At 60.4% G+C, this 17,943-nt stretch carries 23 protein-coding genes; 13 read left to right on the forward strand and 10 right to left on the reverse strand.

Annotated elements, in window-relative coordinates:
* Positions 1–38: 38 nt before the first annotated feature.
* A complete protein-coding gene (locus tag ACY4LX_RS31645) occupies positions 39–461 on the reverse strand; it encodes an NINE protein (RefSeq protein ID WP_149659725.1) in 423 nt (140 codons plus the stop codon).
* A gap of 250 nt (positions 462–711) precedes the next feature.
* Here ACY4LX_RS31645 and ACY4LX_RS31650 point away from each other — a divergent pair, with 250 nt between their 5' ends.
* Complete coding sequence (locus ACY4LX_RS31650) at positions 712–1,332, forward strand: C40 family peptidase (protein ID WP_149659726.1); 621 nt, start codon at positions 712–714, stop codon at positions 1,330–1,332.
* A gap of 130 nt (positions 1,333–1,462) precedes the next feature.
* Here the strand turns inward: ACY4LX_RS31650 and ACY4LX_RS31655 are convergent, their stop codons facing one another.
* Positions 1,463–2,497 carry a type IV pilus twitching motility protein PilT gene (locus tag ACY4LX_RS31655; RefSeq protein WP_133835591.1) on the reverse strand — a complete coding sequence of 345 codons (1,035 nt, stop codon included), beginning with the start codon at positions 2,495–2,497 and terminating at the stop codon, positions 1,463–1,465.
* Positions 2,498–2,553: 56 nt separating this feature from the next.
* Between ACY4LX_RS31655 and ACY4LX_RS31660 the strand changes: the two genes are divergently transcribed.
* The 11 genes from ACY4LX_RS31660 (at position 2,554) to ACY4LX_RS31710 (ending at position 10,271) form a co-directional block, all read left to right on the forward strand.
* Positions 2,554–3,240 (forward strand): YggS family pyridoxal phosphate-dependent enzyme, encoded by a 687-nt coding sequence (locus ACY4LX_RS31660; protein WP_149659727.1) that lies wholly within the window; start codon positions 2,554–2,556, stop codon positions 3,238–3,240.
* Between the two features lie 33 nt (positions 3,241–3,273).
* Complete coding sequence (gene proC, locus ACY4LX_RS31665) at positions 3,274–4,092, forward strand: pyrroline-5-carboxylate reductase (RefSeq protein WP_463258746.1); 819 nt, start codon at positions 3,274–3,276, stop codon at positions 4,090–4,092.
* A gap of 10 nt (positions 4,093–4,102) precedes the next feature.
* Positions 4,103–4,693 (forward strand): YggT family protein, encoded by a 591-nt coding sequence (locus ACY4LX_RS31670; RefSeq protein ID WP_149659729.1) that lies wholly within the window; start codon positions 4,103–4,105, stop codon positions 4,691–4,693.
* 4 nt (positions 4,694–4,697) lie between these two features.
* On the forward strand, positions 4,698–4,994 hold the full coding sequence (locus tag ACY4LX_RS31675) for a DUF167 domain-containing protein (RefSeq protein ID WP_149659730.1): 297 nt from the start codon (positions 4,698–4,700) through the stop codon (positions 4,992–4,994).
* Between the two features lie 207 nt (positions 4,995–5,201).
* Positions 5,202–6,341 carry a homoserine O-succinyltransferase MetX gene (gene metX / locus ACY4LX_RS31680; RefSeq protein WP_149659731.1) on the forward strand — a complete coding sequence of 380 codons (1,140 nt, stop codon included), beginning with the start codon at positions 5,202–5,204 and terminating at the stop codon, positions 6,339–6,341.
* Positions 6,342–6,348: 7 nt separating this feature from the next.
* Complete coding sequence (gene metW / locus ACY4LX_RS31685) at positions 6,349–6,969, forward strand: methionine biosynthesis protein MetW (protein ID WP_054044417.1); 621 nt, start codon at positions 6,349–6,351, stop codon at positions 6,967–6,969.
* 27 nt (positions 6,970–6,996) lie between these two features.
* The gene (locus ACY4LX_RS31690; protein ID WP_149659732.1) at positions 6,997–7,431 is read left to right on the forward strand and encodes a DUF4426 domain-containing protein; all 435 of its coding nucleotides are present in this window, start codon (positions 6,997–6,999) and stop codon (positions 7,429–7,431) included.
* Positions 7,428–8,024 (forward strand): RdgB/HAM1 family non-canonical purine NTP pyrophosphatase, encoded by a 597-nt coding sequence (rdgB, locus tag ACY4LX_RS31695; RefSeq protein WP_463258747.1) that lies wholly within the window; start codon positions 7,428–7,430, stop codon positions 8,022–8,024. Before ACY4LX_RS31690 ends, rdgB begins: the two co-directional genes overlap by 4 nt.
* Entirely contained in the window at positions 8,021–9,226 is a 1,206-nt protein-coding gene (hemW, locus tag ACY4LX_RS31700) for a radical SAM family heme chaperone HemW (protein WP_149659734.1), read from the forward strand. Before rdgB ends, hemW begins: the two co-directional genes overlap by 4 nt.
* 22 nt (positions 9,227–9,248) lie before the next feature.
* Positions 9,249–9,572, forward strand: a complete 324-nt coding sequence (locus ACY4LX_RS31705; protein WP_054044425.1) for a DUF3392 domain-containing protein — start codon at positions 9,249–9,251, stop codon at positions 9,570–9,572.
* Between the two features lie 150 nt (positions 9,573–9,722).
* The gene (locus tag ACY4LX_RS31710) at positions 9,723–10,271 is read left to right on the forward strand and encodes an RNA 2'-phosphotransferase (protein ID WP_463258748.1); all 549 of its coding nucleotides are present in this window, start codon (positions 9,723–9,725) and stop codon (positions 10,269–10,271) included.
* A 179-nt stretch (positions 10,272–10,450) separates the two neighbouring features.
* Here ACY4LX_RS31710 and trmB read toward each other — a convergent pair whose 3' ends face one another.
* The 4 genes from trmB to ACY4LX_RS31730 all read right to left on the reverse strand — a co-directional run bounded on the left by trmB (position 10,451) and on the right by ACY4LX_RS31730 (position 12,693).
* Positions 10,451–11,176 carry a tRNA (guanosine(46)-N7)-methyltransferase TrmB gene (trmB, locus tag ACY4LX_RS31715; protein ID WP_149660323.1) on the reverse strand — a complete coding sequence of 242 codons (726 nt, stop codon included), beginning with the start codon at positions 11,174–11,176 and terminating at the stop codon, positions 10,451–10,453.
* Positions 11,177–11,185: 9 nt separating this feature from the next.
* A complete protein-coding gene (locus ACY4LX_RS31720; RefSeq protein WP_008068101.1) occupies positions 11,186–11,980 on the reverse strand; it encodes a thiazole synthase in 795 nt (264 codons plus the stop codon).
* Between the two features lie 60 nt (positions 11,981–12,040).
* Positions 12,041–12,241 carry a sulfur carrier protein ThiS gene (gene thiS, locus ACY4LX_RS31725; RefSeq protein WP_008026157.1) on the reverse strand — a complete coding sequence of 67 codons (201 nt, stop codon included), beginning with the start codon at positions 12,239–12,241 and terminating at the stop codon, positions 12,041–12,043.
* A 71-nt stretch (positions 12,242–12,312) separates the two neighbouring features.
* Positions 12,313–12,693 (reverse strand): DUF423 domain-containing protein, encoded by a 381-nt coding sequence (locus ACY4LX_RS31730; RefSeq protein ID WP_149660322.1) that lies wholly within the window; start codon positions 12,691–12,693, stop codon positions 12,313–12,315.
* A 73-nt stretch (positions 12,694–12,766) separates the two neighbouring features.
* On the opposite strand from ACY4LX_RS31730, the gene mtgA reads away from it, so the two are divergent.
* Positions 12,767–13,489: a monofunctional biosynthetic peptidoglycan transglycosylase gene (gene mtgA, locus ACY4LX_RS31735; RefSeq protein ID WP_463258749.1), complete on the forward strand. Its 723-nt coding sequence runs from the start codon at positions 12,767–12,769 to the stop codon at positions 13,487–13,489.
* 100 nt (positions 13,490–13,589) lie between these two features.
* Here mtgA and rpoH read toward each other — a convergent pair whose 3' ends face one another.
* From rpoH to ftsY, 4 genes are all read right to left on the reverse strand, one after another.
* Complete coding sequence (rpoH, locus tag ACY4LX_RS31740) at positions 13,590–14,444, reverse strand: RNA polymerase sigma factor RpoH (RefSeq protein WP_003176698.1); 855 nt, start codon at positions 14,442–14,444, stop codon at positions 13,590–13,592.
* Positions 14,445–14,557: 113 nt separating this feature from the next.
* Positions 14,558–15,580: a permease-like cell division protein FtsX gene (gene ftsX / locus ACY4LX_RS31745; RefSeq protein ID WP_149660320.1), complete on the reverse strand. Its 1,023-nt coding sequence runs from the start codon at positions 15,578–15,580 to the stop codon at positions 14,558–14,560.
* The gene (gene ftsE / locus ACY4LX_RS31750; RefSeq protein ID WP_025215982.1) at positions 15,577–16,248 is read right to left on the reverse strand and encodes a cell division ATP-binding protein FtsE; all 672 of its coding nucleotides are present in this window, start codon (positions 16,246–16,248) and stop codon (positions 15,577–15,579) included. The genes ftsX and ftsE overlap by 4 nt, the downstream gene beginning before the upstream one ends.
* Positions 16,245–17,756, reverse strand: coding sequence for a signal recognition particle-docking protein FtsY (gene ftsY, locus ACY4LX_RS31755; protein WP_463258750.1), 1,512 nt, complete (start codon positions 17,754–17,756; stop codon positions 16,245–16,247). Before ftsY ends, ftsE begins: the two co-directional genes overlap by 4 nt.
* Positions 17,757–17,943 lie beyond the last annotated feature (187 nt).

Consider the following 17,943-nt stretch of genomic DNA (forward strand, 5'->3'; position numbering starts at 1 on the left):
TCCCACGCTCCGCGTGGGAACGATCATCATCTTCGCTCTTATCTTTGGCTCTGCGCGTTACGCACCGACACCTGATCATTCAGCGTCCAGAAGTCATACAACACCCCCAGAAAGAACACCCCGCCCGTCACCAGGTACAGCAAACCGCTGATCCACTTCCCCTGATACATCCGGTGCACGCCGAACACCCCAAGAAACGCCAGCAGGATCCACGCGACGTTGTATTCGATCGGCCCAGCGGTAAAACGCAGGTCTGCCTCACGGTCCATGGCCGGGATCAGGAACAGGTCGATCAGCCAGCCGATGCCGAACAAACCGAAAGTGAAGAACCAGATCGTCCCGGTCACCGGCTTGCCGTAATAGAAGCGGTGAGCCCCGGTAAAACCGAAAATCCACAGCAGGTAACCAATGACTTTGCTGTGGGTGTCTTGGTATTCGCCAGGGTGTCGATAGCTGTTCATTGATGACCTCGTTTCAGACGATAGATAAATATTGTTGAATTCTTTGTGACTTTTTTACGAGCACCCGACGTATGGCAAATGCTACCTTCACTCCCGTCAAAGCCTTATACCACCTGACCTCTGTCAGACAATCGCGTCAATTTACCGCTTATTTGGTTCCGTTGACTCCAAGGTCCAATCGACCAACGGGCTCGGAAGGGTCAAAAAAGCTGTTATAAAGTTGCGCGCTAACCCATATGAGCCTTGCCTAATGCGTCCATTTTTCAAGACATGGCTAACCATTTGCCTTTTGATGCCACTGGCCGCCCACGCCACCAATCGTGAGCAACGTCTTCCAAACGTTAATGGTTACACCCCGAAATCCCATGTTTCTGCTCCTTCGAGCAAAAACAAGCAAAGTGCCAAACACTCCACCACGCTGGCCACCGCCAACAGCAAGCTGGTGCCGCCAATGGCGACCAAGCAAAGCAGCAACGTGTTGAGCCGTGCCGTGAACGTCCTCGGTACTCCTTACCGTTGGGGCGGCAGCAGCCCAAGTAAAGGGTTCGATTGCAGTGGCCTGGTGAAATACGCGTTCAACGACGCTACGTTCGACCTGCCGCGCACGTCCAACGCGATGGCCAGTGGTCATGGCGAGAAAGTCGATCGCAAGGATCTCAAGCCCGGCGATCTGATTTTTTTCAACATCAAGAGCCGTCGAGTCAACCACGTCGCCATCTACCTGGGCAACGACCGCTTCATCCACGCACCACGTCGTGGCAAAGCGGTGTCCATCGATACGCTGAAAAAGCCGTATTGGGAAAGCCACTATGTGGTGGCCAAGCGGGTTTTGCCGAAAGAACCGAATCAGATGCGCGTCGTTCAGCGTTGATTTGAAGCTTCCGTCGTTCTTGAGGTCCCCTTCGCGGGCAAGCCTCGCTCCTACAGGTCATGCGCCATTTTCACGGCACATATCAATCCTGTAGGAGCGAGGCTTGCCCGCGAAGGCGTTTGTGGATCTGTCAAAAGTTATCCGGCGACCGCGCCTTCTCCCGCGCGTGCTCGCGGCTGATCAAGCCCTTGGTCACCAACTCCTTCAAGCACATATCCAGCGTCTGCATCCCCAGGTTGCCCCCGGTCTGAATCGACGAGTACATCTGCGCCACTTTGTCTTCGCGGATCAGGTTACGGATCGCCGACGTGCCGAGCATGATCTCGTGCGCCGCAATCCGCCCGCCGCCGATCTTCTTGACCAGCGTCTGTGACACCACCGCCAACAACGATTCGGACAGCATCGAACGCACCATCGACTTCTCGTCCCCCGGAAACACGTCCACCACCCGGTCGATGGTCTTCGCCGCCGACGTGGTGTGCAGCGTGCCAAACACCAGGTGACCGGTCTCGGCTGCGGTCAACGCCAAGCGAATGGTCTCCAGATCGCGCATCTCGCCCACCAGAATCACGTCCGGGTCTTCGCGCAGCGCCGAGCGCAGGGCGGTGGCGAAACTGCGGGTATCACGGTGAACTTCGCGCTGATTGATCAGGCATTTGCGCGATTCATGCACGAACTCGATCGGGTCTTCGATGGTGAGGATGTGGTGATGACGATGGTTGTTGAGGTAATCGATCATCGCCGCCAGGGTGGTGGACTTGCCGGAACCGGTCGGGCCGGTCACCAGCACCAGGCCACGGGGGGCGTCGGTAATCTTGCGAAACACATCGCCCATGCCGAGGTCGTCCATGCTCAGGACCTTCGACGGAATGGTGCGGAACACGGCGCCGGCGCCCCGGTTCTGGTTGAACGCGTTGACCCGGAAGCGCGCCAGGCCCGGCACGTCAAAGGAAAAATCGGTTTCCAGATGCTTCTCGAAGTCCACCCGCTGGGTGTCGTTCATGATGTCGTAGATCAGCTCCTGCACCTGTTTCTGGTCCAGAGCCGGCAGATTGATCCGCCGCACATCGCCATCGACGCGAATCATCGGTGGCAGGCCGGCAGACAGGTGCAAGTCGGACGCGCCCTGTTTGGCGCTGAATGCCAGCAGCTCAGTGATATCCATAGCGCTCCTCAATTCCAGTAGAATGCCGCGAACCTTCAGACTGGCGGCGCCTCTTGATGTCCACGATAGCAGACAACATTCTCCAGGTTAGTTCGCGTATCCAGGCTGCGACCCAAGCGGCTCACCGCGATGAGCACAGCGTCCAGTTGCTGGCCGTGAGCAAGACCAAGCCTGCCGAGGCCCTGCGTGAAGCCTACGCCGCCGGGTTGCGGGACTTTGGCGAGAATTATCTGCAGGAAGCCCTGAGCAAACAGCTCGAATTGGCCGACCTGCCCTTGATCTGGCACTTCATCGGCCCCATTCAATCGAACAAGACTCGCGCTATCGCCGAGCACTTCGCTTGGGTGCATTCCGTGGATCGTTTGAAAATCGCACAACGCCTGTCCGAACAACGTCCTGCCGATTTGCCACCTCTGAACATCTGCATCCAGGTCAACGTCAGCGGCGAGGACAGCAAGTCCGGCTGCACCCCGGCCGACCTGCCCGCGCTGGCGAATGCCATCAGCGCCTTGCCGCGCCTGAAGTTGCGCGGCTTGATGGCGATCCCCGAGCCGACCGAAGATCGCGCCGCCCAGGATGCCGCTTTTGCTGCCGTGCAAAGCCTGCAAGCCAGCCTGAACCTGCCGCTCGACACACTTTCCATGGGCATGAGCCACGACCTCGAGTCGGCTATCGCCCAAGGCGCCACGTGGGTCCGTATCGGTACGGCCCTGTTTGGCGCCCGCGACTATGGCCAGCCATAACGTGACTGATTCCTCTCTTTACAAGGACCTGACATGAGCAAGACTCGTATTGCCTTTATCGGTGCCGGCAACATGGCCGCCAGCCTGATCGGTGGCCTGCGCGCCAAAGGTCTGGAAGCGGCCCACATCCGCGCCAGCGACCCGGGTGCCGAAACCCGCGCTCGCGTGAGCGCTGAACACGGCATCGAAGTGTTCGCCGACAACGCCGAAGCCATCCAGGACGCCGACGTCGTGGTGCTGGCGGTCAAACCCCAGGCGATGAAAGCCGTGTGCGAAGCGATTCGCCCAAGCTTGAAACCGAACCAACTGGTGGTGTCCATCGCCGCCGGCATCACTTGCGCCAGCATGAACAACTGGCTCGGCGCCCAGCCGATCGTGCGTTGCATGCCCAACACCCCGGCGCTGTTGCGTCAGGGCGTGAGTGGCTTGTACGCCACCGCCGAAGTGAATGCCGAGCAACGCCAACAGGCGCAAGAGCTGCTGTCCGCCGTCGGCCTCGCGCTGTGGCTGGACGAAGAGCAGCAACTGGACGCCGTCACCGCTGTTTCGGGCTCGGGCCCGGCGTACTTCTTCCTGCTGATCGAAGCGATGACCGCGGCCGGGGTGAAACTCGGCCTGCCTGCGGACATCGCCGCGCAACTGACCCTGCAAACCGCACTCGGCGCCGCGCACATGGCGGTCGCCAGTGATGTCGACGCGGCAGAACTGCGTCGCCGTGTGACTTCGCCTGCGGGCACCACGGAAGCCGCCATCAAGTCGTTCCAGGCCGGGGGCTTCGAAGCCCTGGTAGAAAAAGCACTCGGCGCCGCTGCGCACCGCTCGGCCGAGATGGCCGAACAATTGGGTCAATAAGGAGCCTTTCATGATTGGATTGAACACTGCAGCGGTCTACGTGCTGCAAACCCTCGGCAGCCTGTACCTGCTGATCGTGCTGTTGCGCTTTGTGCTGCAACTGGTGCGCGCCAACTTCTACAACCCGCTGTGCCAGTTCGCGGTAAAAGCCACCCAGCCGCTGCTCAAACCACTGCGCCGGATCATCCCGAGCATGTTCGGCCTGGACATGTCCTCGCTGGTGCTGGCGATCCTCGTGCAACTGGCGTTGATGGCCCTGACCCTGCTGCTGACCTACGGCACCACCGGCAACCCGCTGCAATTGTTTATCTGGTCGCTGATCGGCGTGACCGCGCTGTTCCTGAAGATCTTCTTCTTCGCCCTGATCATCAGCGTGATCCTGTCCTGGGTCGCTCCGGCCAGCCATAACCCCGGCGCCGAACTGGTGAACCAGATCTGCGAGCCGGCCCTGGCGCCGTTCCGCAAGATCCTGCCCAACCTGGGTGGCCTGGATATCTCGCCGATCCTCGCGTTCATGGTGCTCAAACTGCTGGACATGCTGGTGATCAACAACCTCGCCGCCATGACCATGATGCCGGACATCCTGCGTCTGCTGATCTGACCCGGTGAGCTACTTTCGCTGGGACGGTGATGACCTGATTCTGGAATGTCACCTGCAACCGGCGGCCCGCAGCGATGATTTCTGCGGGCTGCATGGCGACCGACTGAAAATCCGCCTGACCGCGCCGCCGGTCGAGGGCAAGGCCAACGCCTACCTGATGGCGTTTCTGGCCAAGGCGTTTGGCGTGTCCAAGAGCCAGGTGAGTTTGATCAGCGGCGAGCTGAACCGGCAGAAGCGAGTGCGGATTTGTTCGCCGAAGAAGTTGCCTGAGTTGCCGGATCTGGTGCGTCCGGCAGGTTGACCGCGTTATCGTTCTTCGCGGGCAAGCCCCGCTCCTACAGGTCCGGGGTCGCACCCGATTCCGCTACCAACACAAACCCCGTAGGAGCAAGGCTTGCCCGCGAAGGCCGCACCTCGGTTTAACTGAATGAAATCAGCCCCGCCCTTTGCTTGCCGCTAGCCACAGCGGTCTTTAGACTTACGCCTCATTTCAACGAGAGCAGGGTCGATGCCAACTGCCTTTCCCGCCGATTCTGTTGGTCTGGTGACGCCGCAAATGGCGCACTTCAGTGAACCCCTGGCCCTGGCCTGCGGCCGTTCGCTCCCAGCTTATGACCTGATCTACGAAACCTACGGCACGCTGAACGCCACGGCGAGCAACGCCGTGCTGATCTGCCACGCCTTGTCCGGTCACCACCACGCTGCCGGTTTCCACAGCCCCGACGACCGCAAACCCGGTTGGTGGGACAGCTGCATCGGCCCCGGCAAGCCGATCGACACCAGCAAGTTCTTCGTGGTCAGCCTGAACAACCTCGGCGGCTGCAACGGTTCCACCGGCCCCAGCAGCCTCAACCCGGAAACCGGCAAGCCGTTCGGCGCCGACTTCCCGGTGCTGACCGTGGAAGACTGGGTGCACAGCCAGGCGCGTCTGTCCGACCTGCTCGGCATCCGCCAGTGGGCGGCGGTGATCGGCGGCAGCCTCGGCGGCATGCAGGCCTTGCAGTGGACCATCACCTACCCCGACCGCGTGCGGCACTGCCTGGCCATCGCCTCGGCGCCCAAGCTGTCGGCGCAGAACATCGCGTTCAACGAAGTGGCGCGCCAGGCCATCCTCACCGACCCCGAGTTCCACGGTGGTTCGTTCCAGGAAGCCGGGGTGATCCCCAAGCGTGGCCTGATGCTGGCGCGGATGGTCGGGCACATCACTTACCTGTCCGACGATTCCATGGGCGAGAAATTCGGCCGCGGCCTCAAGAGTGAAAAGCTCAACTACGACTTCCACAGCGTCGAGTTCCAGGTCGAGAGCTACCTGCGCTATCAGGGTGAAGAGTTCTCCGGGCGTTTCGACGCCAACACTTACCTGTTGATGACCAAAGCCCTGGATTACTTCGACCCGGCGGCAAACTTCGACGATGACCTGGCGAAAACCTTCGCCGGCGCCACCTCCAAGTTCTGCGTGATGTCGTTTACCACCGACTGGCGCTTCTCCCCTGCCCGCTCCCGGGAGCTGGTGGACGCGCTGATGGCGGCCAAGAAAGACGTGTGCTACCTCGAGATCGATGCTCCGCAAGGCCACGACGCCTTCCTGATTCCGATCCCGCGTTACCTGCAGGCGTTCAGCAATTACATGAACCGTATTTCGTTGTGAGTAAGCCATGAGAGCTGATCTGGAAATCATCCAGGAATGGATTCCCGCCGGTAGCCGCGTGCTCGACCTCGGTTGCGGCGACGGCGAACTGCTGACCTGGCTGCGCGACAACAAGCAAGTCACCGGTTATGGCCTGGAAAACGATGCGGACAACATCGCCGAGTGCGTGGCCAAGGGCATCAATGTGATCGAGCAGGACCTGGACAAGGGCCTCGGCAACTTTGCCAGCAACAGCTTCGACATCGTGGTCATGACCCAGGCCCTGCAAGCTGTGCATTACCCGGACCGGATTCTCGACGAAATGCTGCGGGTCGGGCGCCAGTGCATCATCACCTTCCCCAACTTCGGTCACTGGCGCTGCCGCTGGTACCTGGCGAGCAAGGGCCGGATGCCGGTGTCCGAGTTCCTGCCGTACACCTGGTACAACACGCCGAACATCCACTTCTGCACTTTCGGCGACTTTGAAGAACTGTGCCGCGAACGTGAAGCGAAGGTCATTGATCGGCTTGCCGTGGATCAACAGCACCGACACGGGTGGGCCAGTAAGCTATGGCCTAATCTGTTAGGTGAGATCGGTATCTACCGCGTCAGCAGTCCCGGGCTGCAAGACCACAAGGTCGCGGTCTGAAACCACGCCATTCCAAGGAGAACGAACATGGGTCGTCTAGCGCTGTTTGTACTTACTGCCTGCCTGAGCGTCACCGCCATGGCCGCCGATATCATCAAGGGCGAGCGCCAGGAAACGTTTGGTGATGTGACGGTGCACTACAACACCTTCAATTCCACGTTTCTGACACCGGACATTGCCAAAGCGGCCGAGCTGATCCGCAGCAAGAACCAGGGCGTGATCAACGTGTCGGTGATCAAGGACGGCAAACCGCTGATCGCCCAGGTCAGCGGCACAATCAAAGACCTGACCAGCAAAACCGTCACGCTGAACTTCCGCCAGATCACCGAACAGGGTGCGGTCTACTACATCGCGCAATACCCGGTGGACCAGCAGGAAACCCGCACCTTTGAAATCAAGGTGCAGAACGGCGATAAAATCAACACCATCAACTTCAACCAAGAGCTTTTCCCCGGCGAATGATGAACTTCACGCAACTCGTACTGGCCAGCCATAACGCCGGCAAACTCAAGGAACTCCAGGCCATGCTCGGCGCCTCGGTGCAACTGCGCTCGATCGGCGAGTTCAGCAGCATCGAGCCTGAGGAAACCGGCTTGTCGTTCGTCGAGAACGCCATCCTCAAGGCCCGCAACGCCGCGCGCATCTCCGGCCTGCCGGCGCTGGCCGACGATTCGGGGCTGGCGGTGGATTTCCTGGGCGGTGCCCCGGGCATTTATTCGGCGCGTTACGCTGACGGTCAGGGCGATGCGGCGAACAACGCCAAACTGCTCGACGCCATGAAAGATGTGCCGGAAGCCGAGCGCGGTGCGCAGTTCGTCTGCGTGCTGGCGCTGGTGCGACATGCCGAGGATCCATTGCCGATCCTCTGCGAAGGCCTGTGGCACGGCCGAATCCTGCAAGCTGCCAGCGGCGAGCACGGTTTTGGTTATGACCCGCTGTTCTGGGTGCCGTCACGCGACTGCTCCAGCGCCGAATTGAGCCCGAGCGAAAAGAACCTGATCAGCCACCGCGCCCGTGCAATGGATCTGCTGCGCCAGCGTCTAGGCTTGATATGACCCACGACTCATCCGCGTCACCGCTGATCTTCGGCGGCGCCGCCCAATCGCCTCGGGCCGCGCTGCCAGTGCTGCCGCCCCTGGCGCTGTACATCCACATCCCGTGGTGTGTGCGCAAATGCCCTTATTGCGACTTCAACTCCCACACCGCCAGCCCGGTGCTGCCGGAAGAAGAGTACGTCGACGCGTTGCTGGCCGACCTCGATCAGGACCTGCACGCGGTTTACGGGCGCGAACTGAGCTCGATCTTCTTCGGTGGCGGCACGCCGAGCCTGTTCAGTGCCGCAGCACTGGGCCGTTTGCTCAAGGGTGTGGAACAACGGATTCCGTTTGCCGGCGACATCGAAATCACCCTGGAAGCCAACCCCGGGACCTTCGAACAAGAGAAGTTCGTTGCCTACCGCGCGCTGGGGATCAATCGCCTGTCGATTGGCATCCAGAGCTTCCAGGAAGAGAAACTCAAGGCCCTGGGGCGAATTCACAACGGCGACGAAGCGATACGTGCCGCCGGCATGGCCCGTCAGGCCGGGTTCGACAACTTCAACCTGGACCTGATGCACGGCTTGCCCGATCAGTCTCTGGACGACGCCCTGAGCGACTTGCGCCAGGCCATCGCCCTGAAACCCACCCATTTGTCCTGGTATCAGCTGACCCTGGAGCCGAACACCGTGTTCTGGAACCAGCCGCCTACGCTGCCGGAAGACGACACGTTGTGGGACATTCAAGAGGCTGGCCAGGCGCTGCTCGCCGAACACGGTTACGCGCAGTACGAAGTTTCGGCCTATGCCCTGCCCGGTCGCCCGGCGCGGCATAACCTCAATTACTGGAGTTTCGGCGACTTCATCGGCATCGGCGCCGGCGCCCACGGCAAGCTGAGTCACCCGGACGGGCGCATCGTGCGCACCTGGAAAACCCGCTTGCCAAAGGATTACCTCAACCCGGCCAAAAGCTTCAAGGCTGGCGAGAAAGCCCTGACCAATGACGAGTTGCCTTTCGACTTCCTGATGAACGCCCTGCGTCTGACCGAGGGCGTGGAATCGCGCCTGTATCCGGAGCGCACCGGCCTGCCCCTGGAAAGCCTCGCCGAAGGTCGCCGCGAGGCAGAACAAAGCGGCTTGTTGCAGGTCGAACCGTCACGTCTGGCGGCCACCGAGCGCGGACAACTGTTTCTCAATGACTTGCTGCAGACATTTCTGAGCTGATTTCAGCCTTAAGGGAAAACCAATGGATCTGATCCTTGACCTGCTCGCCACCGTGTCCCGCTGGAGCCGTAGCAACCTGTCGGAAATCTCCCTGGCCCTGGTGGGCTGCCTGCTGGTGCTGTTCGGCGCCGACATCAAAGGCTGGGTCGAACAACGCCTGGGCGGCATCGCCGGCGCCCTGCGCGTCCCGTTGATGTCCCTGCTGTGCATGGTGGGTAGCGGCGTTGCACTGATCTACGCCACGCCATGGATCATCAAAGGCCTGAGCCAGTTCAACAACTACAGCCTGGCGCCGGTGCTGCTGGTGGTGTTGGTGTTGATTGGCGTGGTCGCTGATCGCCGCTGAATCCCAGAAAAACCCGTAGGAGCGAGGCTTGCCCGCGAAGGCGTCGTATCAGTCACCCTCTTCATCAACTGATATGACGCCTTCGCGGGCAAGCCTCGCTCCTACAGGGGTTGTGGTCGATGCATTGTTTGCTAACAGTCAGGGAAGATCATGAGTAAAAAGCTGCTGGACGAGACAAGCAAATTTCTCAGCTATGTATTGCGTCACGAACCCCAGGCCATCGGGCTGGAACTGGATGCCGACGGCTGGGCGGATATCGACGCACTGATTAGCGGCGCGGCGCTCGATGGCAGAACGCTGGATTGGGACTTGATCCAGCAAGTCGTCGATAGCAGCGACAAGAAACGCTTTTCAATCTCCGAAGACAACCAACGCATTCGCGCCGTGCAAGGCCACTCGACCAAAACCGTCGACCTGCAATTCGAAGAGAAACGCCCTCCTGCCACGCTGTACCACGGCACCGCGACACGGTTCATGGCATCGATCAACGAGCAGGGATTGATTGCGGGATCGCGCCATCACGTGCACCTGTCCCAAGAGGTCGAAACCGCCAGCGCCGTAGGCCAGCGTTATGGGACCGTGGTGATTCTGAAGGTCGCTGCATTACAGATGCTGGAGCAAGGCTTCAAGTTCTATCAGGCTGAGAATGGCGTCTGGCTGACAGAGCATGTACCGGTGAAATTCATCACACCGGTGTAGCCGCCGCACAAAAAAACGTAGGAGCGAGGCTTGCCCGCGAAAGCGGTGTGTCAGTCGATGATGATAGTGGCTGGCACGCCGCCTTCGCGGGCAAGCCTCGCTCCTACAGGTTGCGGGTCGCTTAAGGCTGTTTTTGATCGTTCCGACGCTCTGCGTAAGAACGATCAGTCGGGCTATGCTTAGGACTGCTTTTCGAACTTCAGGTCCCACACGCCATGCCCAAGACGTTCGCCGCGGCGTTCGAACTTGGTAATCGGGCGCTCGGTCGGGCGCGGGACGCATTTGCCGTCTTCGGCCAGGTTGCGGTAGCCCGGCGCGACGTTCATCACTTCCAGCATGTACTCGGCATACGGTTCCCAGTCGGTGGCCATGTGCAGAATGCCGCCGACTTTCAATTTGCTGCGCACCAGTTCAGCGAACGAGGCCTGGACGATGCGGCGCTTGTGGTGACGGCTCTTGTGCCACGGGTCCGGGAAAAACAGCATCAGACGGTCGAGGCTGTTGTCGGCGATGCATTGGTTGAGCACTTCGATCGCGTCGCAATCGTAGACCCGCAGGTTGGTCAGGCCCTGAGTCAGCACGCCATTGAGCAGCGCGCCGACACCCGGACGGTGAACTTCCACGCCAATGAAATCCTGTTCCGGCGAAGCCGCGGCCATTTCCAGCAGAGAATGGCCCATGCCGAAACCGATTTCCAGGGAGCGCGGGGCCGAGCGGCCGAACACCTGGTCGAAGTCCACCGGCGCATCGGCCAGCGGCAGGACGAACAGCGGCGTGCCCTGCTCCAGACCCTTTTGCTGGCCTTCGGTCATGCGTCCGGCGCGCATCACGAAACTCTTGATGCGGCGGTGTTGGCGTTCTTCGCCTTCTTCCGGCTGGATAGGCGTGTCGTTCGATTCAGTCATCAATGGCTCTTACTTGATCAGACCATCCAGCGGCGAGGAGGCGCTGGCATAGAGTTTTTTCGGCATGCGGCCGGCGAGGTAGGCCAGGCGACCGGCGACGATGGCGTGTTTCATGGCTTCGGCCATCATGATCGGCTGCTGGGCGTGGGCGATGGCCGAGTTCATCAGCACCGCTTCGCAACCCAGTTCCATGGCGATGGTGGCGTCGGAAGCGGTGCCGACACCGGCATCCACCAACACCGGAATCTTGGCTTCTTCAAGGATGATCTGCAGGTTGTACGGGTTGCAGATCCCCAGGCCCGTGCCGATCAGACCAGCCAGCGGCATCACCGCGATAACGCCGATTTCCGCCAGTTGACGGGCGATGATCGGGTCATCGCTGGTGTAGACCATCACGTCGAAGCCTTCCTTGACCAGCACTTCGGCGGCCTTGAGGGTTTCGATCACGTTGGGGAACAGGGTTTTCTGGTCGGCCAGCACTTCCAGCTTCACCAGGTTATGGCCGCCGAGCAGCTCACGGGCCAGGCGGCAGGTGCGCACAGCCTCGGTCGCGTCGAAGCAACCGGCGGTGTTCGGCAGGAAGGTATAGCGATCCGGCGACAGGACTTCGAGCAGGTTCGGCTCTCCCGGGTTCTGGCCCAGGTTGGTGCGACGCACTGCGAAGGTGACGATCTCGGCACCCGAGGCTTCGATGGCCAGGCGGGTTTCTTCCATGTCGCGGTACTTGCCGGTGCCTACCAGCAAACGCGACTGGTAAGTACGACCGGCCAGGACGAAGGGCTTGTCGCTACGAACGATGCTCATGGGAAATCCTCTGTAGGGGTGAGGTTCTTGCAGAATTCTGTGCCCTTGCGGGCCGGGCGACTAGCCGCCGCCGATGGCGTGCACAACTTCGACGCTGTCGCCGTCGTTCAACGTGGTGTCTGCGTGCTGGCTGCGCGGGACGATATCCAGATTGAGCTCAACCGCCACCCGGCGTCCGGTCAGTTCCAGACGGGTCAGCAGGGCCGCGACGGTTTCACCGTCGGGCAGTTCAAGGGATTCGCCGTTCAACTGAATGCGCATGCAAGAAGCCGCCATCATTTTTAGGGGCTGGCATTCTAGCCCGATCATGACCTAAAGGTCAGCACCAAGCGTCAAGCGGTCAGCGGCAAGCGCCACGCGGCGAGGCCCAGACACAGCCAACCAATCAGGAACGCCAGGCCTCCGAACGGTGTGATGATCCCCAGCTTGCTGACTCCGGTGATGGTCAGCAGGTACAAACTGCCGGAAAAAAGCAGGATGCCAATGGCGAAGGATGCGCCAGCCCAGGTGATCAAACGCCCCTGGATCTGCGTGGCCAGCAACGCGACGCCCAGCAACGCCAGGGTGTGCACCAGTTGGTAGGTGACGCCGGTATGGAAAATCGCCAGGTATTCCGGGGTCAGGCGGTTTTTCAGGCCATGGGCGGCGAACGCGCCAAGGGCCACGCCGGTGAAGCCGAAGAAAGCGGCCAGCATCAGAAAGCCACGCAGCATGAGAACTCCAGTCAGACTCGATCAACAGGGTCTGTATAATGGCCCGCTCAACGGGTTCGGCCAAGCCATCTCTATGCTGCGTTTATTTTTACGACGATTCACTAAGGCCCTGCTCTGGTTCGCTTGCGGCAGCGTGGCGCTGGTCCTGATTTTCCGCGTGGTGCCTCCACCGGGTACGGCGTTGATGGTCGAGCGCAAAGTCGAATCCTGGTTCGACGGCGAGCCCATCGACCTGCAACGTACCTGGAAACCCTGGGATGAAATCTCGGACGACCTGAAAGTCGCGGTGATTGCCGGCGAAGACCAGAAATTCCCGGAGCACTGGGGCTTTGATTTTGGCGCGATCCAGGCAGCTCTGGCTCACAACGAGCTCGGCGGCTCGATTCGTGGTGCCAGTACCTTGAGTCAGCAAGTGTCGAAAAACCTGTTTCTGTGGTCCGGCCGCAGCTGGCTGCGCAAAGGCCTGGAAGCCTGGTTTACCGGGCTGATTGAAGTGTTGTGGCCCAAGCAGCGGATTCTTGAGGTTTACCTGAACAGCGTCGAGTGGGATGACGGGGTGTTTGGCGCGGAAGCGGCGGCCCGGCATCACTTTGGTGTCGGCGCCCGGTCATTGTCCCGGCAGCAGGCGAGTTTGCTGGCGGCGGTGTTGCCGAATCCACGGGTTTGGAGCGCGAGTCATCCGACTAATTATGTAGCGCGGCGTGCCGGGTGGATTCGCCAGCAGATGAGTCAGCTGGGGGGCGATAGTTATCTGCTGGGCCTCAACGATTCGCGACGCGCACCGTGGGCCCAATGAATTGACGCGATCCCTGTAGGAGCGAGGCAGGAATAGCGGACACTAACAAAAACGCCCCGATCATCACTGATCGGGGCGTTTTTTATTGCCGGTGCGCCGGTTAGGCGGCAATCGACAACTTGAGCTTGTTCATCGCGCTCTTCTCAAGCTGACGAATACGCTCGGCCGACACGTTGTACTTCTGCGCCAGGTCGTGCAGCGTGGCTTTTTCTTCTGCCAGCCAACGCTGGTAGAGGATGTCACGGCTGCGGTCGTCCAGCACTTCCAGCGCTTCGTGCAGGTTGTGGTTGGAGTTGTCGCTCCAGTCAGCATCTTCCAGTTGACGGGCCGGGTCGTACCGGTGGTCTTCCAGATAGTTGGCCGGCGACTGGAAAGCGCTGTCGTCGTCCGCTTCCGCGGCCGGGTCGAAGGCCATGTCGTGGCCCGTCAGGCGACTTTCCATCTCGCGCACTTCCCGCGGCTCTACGCCGAGGCTTTCCGCCACGCGGTGGACTTCTTCGTTGTTCAACCACGCCAGGCGTTTCTTCTGGCTGCGCAGGTTGAAGAACAGCTTGCGCTGGGCCTTGGTGGTCGCGACTTTCACAATGCGCCAGTTGCGCAGGATGAACTCGTGGATTTCCGCCTTGATCCAGTGCACAGCGAACGATACCAGGCGCACACCCATTTCCGGGTTGAAGCGCTTAACGGCCTTCATCAGGCCGACGTTGCCTTCCTGGATCAGGTCAGCCTGGGCCAGGCCGTAGCCGGAATAGCTACGGGCAATGTGTACGACAAAACGCAGGTGGGCGAGCACCATCTGCCGAGCCGCCCCCAAATCCTGCTCATAATAGAGACTCTCGGCCAGTTCACGCTCCTGCTCCGGTGTCAGCAATGGAATGCTGTTCACCGTGTGCACATAGGCCTCCAGGTTTGCGCCTGGGACCAGAGCATAAGCAGGTTGCAAAGAAGTGGTCATACGAAAAAACCTCCGTCTTACATAACTCGTGCAGTTCAGCACTGCGAAAATTGACCGGAAACCGTGGGACAAGTTCCCATAAAAACCGAAAGGTCAATACGCGCAAAAAGATACTACTTCGGCGCCAACTCCCTGAGATGACGTGCGACTGCAATCCATGCACCGATATAACCCAACAGCACCGCGCCAAGCAAGAGCGACAGACCATCGGCAACTGGCACTCCGGCCAGCGCAAAATTACTGCCGTACAAGCCGGCCAAACCAACCACCGCGTCGTTCAACCAGTTCAGGCCGAACGCCAATACGCCCCAGGAAAGAATCCCCGCACCGAAGCCATAAAGCGCGCCCATATACAGAAAGGGCCTGCGCACATAGCTGTCCGTGCCGCCGACGAGTTTAATCACTTCTATCTCTGTGCGGCGGTTTTCAATATGAAGACGAATGGTATTGCCTATCACCAAAAGTAATGCAGACACCAAAAGCACGGTCAGGCCGAAGACAAACCGGTCTCCGAGCTTGAGGATGGCGGCCAGACGCTCGACCCAGACTAGATCAAGTTGAGCCTGTTGTACCTTCGGCAGCTCGGAAAGTTTTTGTCTTAATGCTTCAAGCGTTGGCTTGTCGACTTCGTTCGGCGTCACCAGCACCACGCCCGGCAGCGGGTTTTCCGGCAGCTCCTTGAGCGCCTCGCCCAAACCGGACTGCTGCTGGAATTCCTCCAGCGCCTGGTCGCGACCGACATATTCCGCCTCCGCGACGCCGGGCATGCCTTTGATCTGCTCGCGCAACGACTCGCCCTGCTCTGGGCTGGCGTCGAGTTGCAAGTACAGGGAAATCTGCGCCGCACGCTGCCAGGAGCCGCCCAGCCGCTCGACGTTATTCAGCAAAAGTGACAGCCCCATCGGCAAACTCAGGGCTACCGCCATCACCAGGCAGGTGAAAAAACTGCCGATCGGCTGTTTGCCCAACCGACGCAGGCTGTCCACCAGGCTGGCACGATGGCTTTCGATCCAGGCGCGCAGCAGCGTGGCGAAATCCGGGCCGTCGTCATCGTCGCGTTTTTTCTTTTGTGGTTGCGGATCGGCGGCCTTCGGGGCCACGCGCTCGGAAACCTTGGGGCTGCGTGTCGCACTCATACGCCAGCCTCCCCGTCGCCGATCAAGCGGCCGCGCTGCAGGGTCAGCATGCGGTGGCGCATACGGGCGATCAGCGCCAGGTCGTGACTGGCGATGAGCACGCTGGTGCCCAGACGGTTGATGTCTTCAAACACGCCCATGATCTCGGCCGCCAGGCGCGGGTCGAGGTTACCGGTCGGTTCGTCCGCCAGCAGCAAGGCCGGGCGATGCACGATGGCGCGGGCAATGCCGACGCGCTGTTGCTGACCGGTGGACAAGTCACCGGGATACAGATCGGTCTTGTCCGAGAGCGCCACACGCTCCAGGGCCGAATCCACCCGCTTGACGATTTCGGCCTTGGACAGGCCAAGAATCTGCAACGGCAGCGCGACGTTATTGAACACCGTGCGATCAAACAGCAACTGGTGGTTCTGGAACACCACGCCGATCTGCCGACGCAGGTAAGGAATCTGTGCGTTGCTGATGGTGCTCAGGTCTTGCCCGGCCAGCAGCAACTTGCCGGTACTCGGGCGTTCCATCGCCAACAACAGCCGCAACAAGGTGCTTTTACCGGCGCCGGAATGGCCGGTGACAAACAAGAATTCGCCCCGACGGACTCGAAAGCTCAGCTCATGCAAGCCGACGTGACCGTTCGGGTAGCGTTTACCGACCTGTTCGAAACGAATCATGAACGCTCCCGCTCGGCAAACAATGCCTGGACAAAGGGTTCTGCTTCAAAGGTACGCAAATCATCGATGCCTTCACCGACACCGATGTAGCGGATGGGCAAGCCAAACTGTTTGGCCAGGGCGAAAATCACCCCACCCTTGGCGGTGCCGTCGAGCTTGGTCAGCGCTAGGCCCGTCAGTTGCACGGTCTGGTTGAACTGCTTGGCCTGGTTGATCGCGTTCTGGCCAGTGCCGGCGTCGAGCACCAGCAGCACCTCGTGGGGCGCGTCGGCGTCGAGCTTGCTGATTACCCGGCGCACCTTTTTCAACTCTTCCATCAGGTTGTCTTTGGTGTGCAGACGACCGGCGGTGTCGGCGATCAACACATCGATGCCACGGGCCTTGGCAGCCTGCACGGCGTCGAAGATCACCGAAGCCGAATCGGCGCCGGTGTGCTGGGCGATCACCGGGATCTTGTTGCGCTCACCCCAGACCTGCAATTGCTCCACCGCGGCGGCGCGGAAGGTGTCACCGGCGGCCAGCATGACTTTCTTGCCTTCCAGTTGCAGCTTCTTCGCCAGTTTGCCGATGGTGGTGGTCTTGCCAGCGCCGTTGACGCCGACGACCAGAATCACGAATGGCTTGTTCTGCGAGGTGATTTTCAGCGGCTGCTCGACTGGCTTGAGCATCGCCGCCAGTTCAGCTTGCAGGGATTTGTACAGCGCGTCGGCGTCGGCCAATTCTTTGCGCGCGACCTTCTGGGTCAGGCGCTGAATGATCACCGAGGTCGCCTCGACACCCACGTCAGCGGTCAGCAGGCGGGTTTCGATGTCTTCGAGCAGTTCGTCATCGATGGTCTTGCGGCCCAGGAACAGACTGGCCATGCCTTCGCCGATGCTGGCGCTGGTCTTGGACAGGCCCTGCTTGAGACGGGCGAAGAAACCGGCTTTGGTTTCCTCGGTGCGCGGCGGCTCGGCCGGGGTTTCAACGAGGGCGACAGGTGCTTCGACAACGGGAGCGACAACCGGCACAGGCGCAGGCGCCTGGACAATCGGCGCGACAGGCGCTACGAAGGCCGGCGCTTCTGGCTCTGGAACAACCACCGGTTCAGGTTCGGCCACGAAGACTGGCGCGACAACCGGCTCCATCACCGGCACATGAATCGGCTCAGGGCTAAACGCAATTGGCGCTGGAATAGGCGGAGCAATGTGCGGCGCCTGCTCATCCTCAACCAACGCCACCGGCTCTTCCGCGACCGGCAAAGTCAGCCAAGGCTCAGCGGCTGGCGTCAGCGGCAATTCGGCCACGACTTCAGGCTCGGTCTCAACCACCGGTTGCAATACCGGCTCGACATTCGGCAGAACAACCGGTGCCGGCTCTTCTTCTATTACCGGTGCGGGAACAGGCTCAGGAATGGATTGTGGCTGTTCGACGACGGTTTCCTGCGGCTTTTTGCGCAGCCATCCGAACAGGCCTTTCTTCTCGCCAGCCGCAGCTGGGGTCTTCTTGTCGTCGTTGGAACCAAACATGGAGGACGGCTATCTCACGGTAGCGACGCGCCAAAGGGCGCCCCGGCAAATAAATATTCGATGCAGAACAGACTGCGATTCACCCAGCTTGTTCACGCGCAACAATTTGTAGAGGTGCCAACGGCACCTCAAAGGTCGACTAATACGAAGGACTGGACCGGCATCGTCGGCGAAAACGCAGAGTTTA

The organism is Pseudomonas sp. Emmai (genome assembly GCF_055179735.1).

Bases quoted from the DNA above. Each gene is read 5' to 3' on its own strand.
- ACY4LX_RS31645 (WP_149659725.1), bottom strand. From the start codon at position 461: ATGAACAGCTATCGACACCCTGGCGAATACCAAGACACCCACAGCAAA.
- ACY4LX_RS31650 (WP_149659726.1), top strand. From the start codon at position 712: ATGCGTCCATTTTTCAAGACATGGCTAACCATTTGCCTTTTGATGCCA.
- ACY4LX_RS31655 (WP_133835591.1), bottom strand. From the start codon at position 2,497: ATGGATATCACTGAGCTGCTGGCATTCAGCGCCAAACAGGGCGCGTCC.
- ACY4LX_RS31660 (WP_149659727.1), top strand. From the start codon at position 2,554: ATGTCCACGATAGCAGACAACATTCTCCAGGTTAGTTCGCGTATCCAG.
- proC (WP_463258746.1), top strand. From the start codon at position 3,274: ATGAGCAAGACTCGTATTGCCTTTATCGGTGCCGGCAACATGGCCGCC.
- ACY4LX_RS31670 (WP_149659729.1), top strand. From the start codon at position 4,103: ATGATTGGATTGAACACTGCAGCGGTCTACGTGCTGCAAACCCTCGGC.
- metX (WP_149659731.1), top strand. From the start codon at position 5,202: ATGCCAACTGCCTTTCCCGCCGATTCTGTTGGTCTGGTGACGCCGCAA.
- metW (WP_054044417.1), top strand. From the start codon at position 6,349: ATGAGAGCTGATCTGGAAATCATCCAGGAATGGATTCCCGCCGGTAGC.
- ACY4LX_RS31690 (WP_149659732.1), top strand. From the start codon at position 6,997: ATGGGTCGTCTAGCGCTGTTTGTACTTACTGCCTGCCTGAGCGTCACC.
- rdgB (WP_463258747.1), top strand. From the start codon at position 7,428: ATGATGAACTTCACGCAACTCGTACTGGCCAGCCATAACGCCGGCAAA.
- hemW (WP_149659734.1), top strand. From the start codon at position 8,021: ATGACCCACGACTCATCCGCGTCACCGCTGATCTTCGGCGGCGCCGCC.
- ACY4LX_RS31705 (WP_054044425.1), top strand. From the start codon at position 9,249: ATGGATCTGATCCTTGACCTGCTCGCCACCGTGTCCCGCTGGAGCCGT.
- ACY4LX_RS31710 (WP_463258748.1), top strand. From the start codon at position 9,723: ATGAGTAAAAAGCTGCTGGACGAGACAAGCAAATTTCTCAGCTATGTA.
- trmB (WP_149660323.1), bottom strand. From the start codon at position 11,176: ATGACTGAATCGAACGACACGCCTATCCAGCCGGAAGAAGGCGAAGAA.
- ACY4LX_RS31720 (WP_008068101.1), bottom strand. From the start codon at position 11,980: ATGAGCATCGTTCGTAGCGACAAGCCCTTCGTCCTGGCCGGTCGTACT.
- thiS (WP_008026157.1), bottom strand. From the start codon at position 12,241: ATGCGCATTCAGTTGAACGGCGAATCCCTTGAACTGCCCGACGGTGAA.
- ACY4LX_RS31730 (WP_149660322.1), bottom strand. From the start codon at position 12,693: ATGCTGCGTGGCTTTCTGATGCTGGCCGCTTTCTTCGGCTTCACCGGC.
- mtgA (WP_463258749.1), top strand. From the start codon at position 12,767: ATGCTGCGTTTATTTTTACGACGATTCACTAAGGCCCTGCTCTGGTTC.
- rpoH (WP_003176698.1), bottom strand. From the start codon at position 14,444: ATGACCACTTCTTTGCAACCTGCTTATGCTCTGGTCCCAGGCGCAAAC.
- ftsX (WP_149660320.1), bottom strand. From the start codon at position 15,580: ATGAGTGCGACACGCAGCCCCAAGGTTTCCGAGCGCGTGGCCCCGAAG.
- ftsE (WP_025215982.1), bottom strand. From the start codon at position 16,248: ATGATTCGTTTCGAACAGGTCGGTAAACGCTACCCGAACGGTCACGTC.
- ftsY (WP_463258750.1), bottom strand. From the start codon at position 17,756: ATGTTTGGTTCCAACGACGACAAGAAGACCCCAGCTGCGGCTGGCGAG.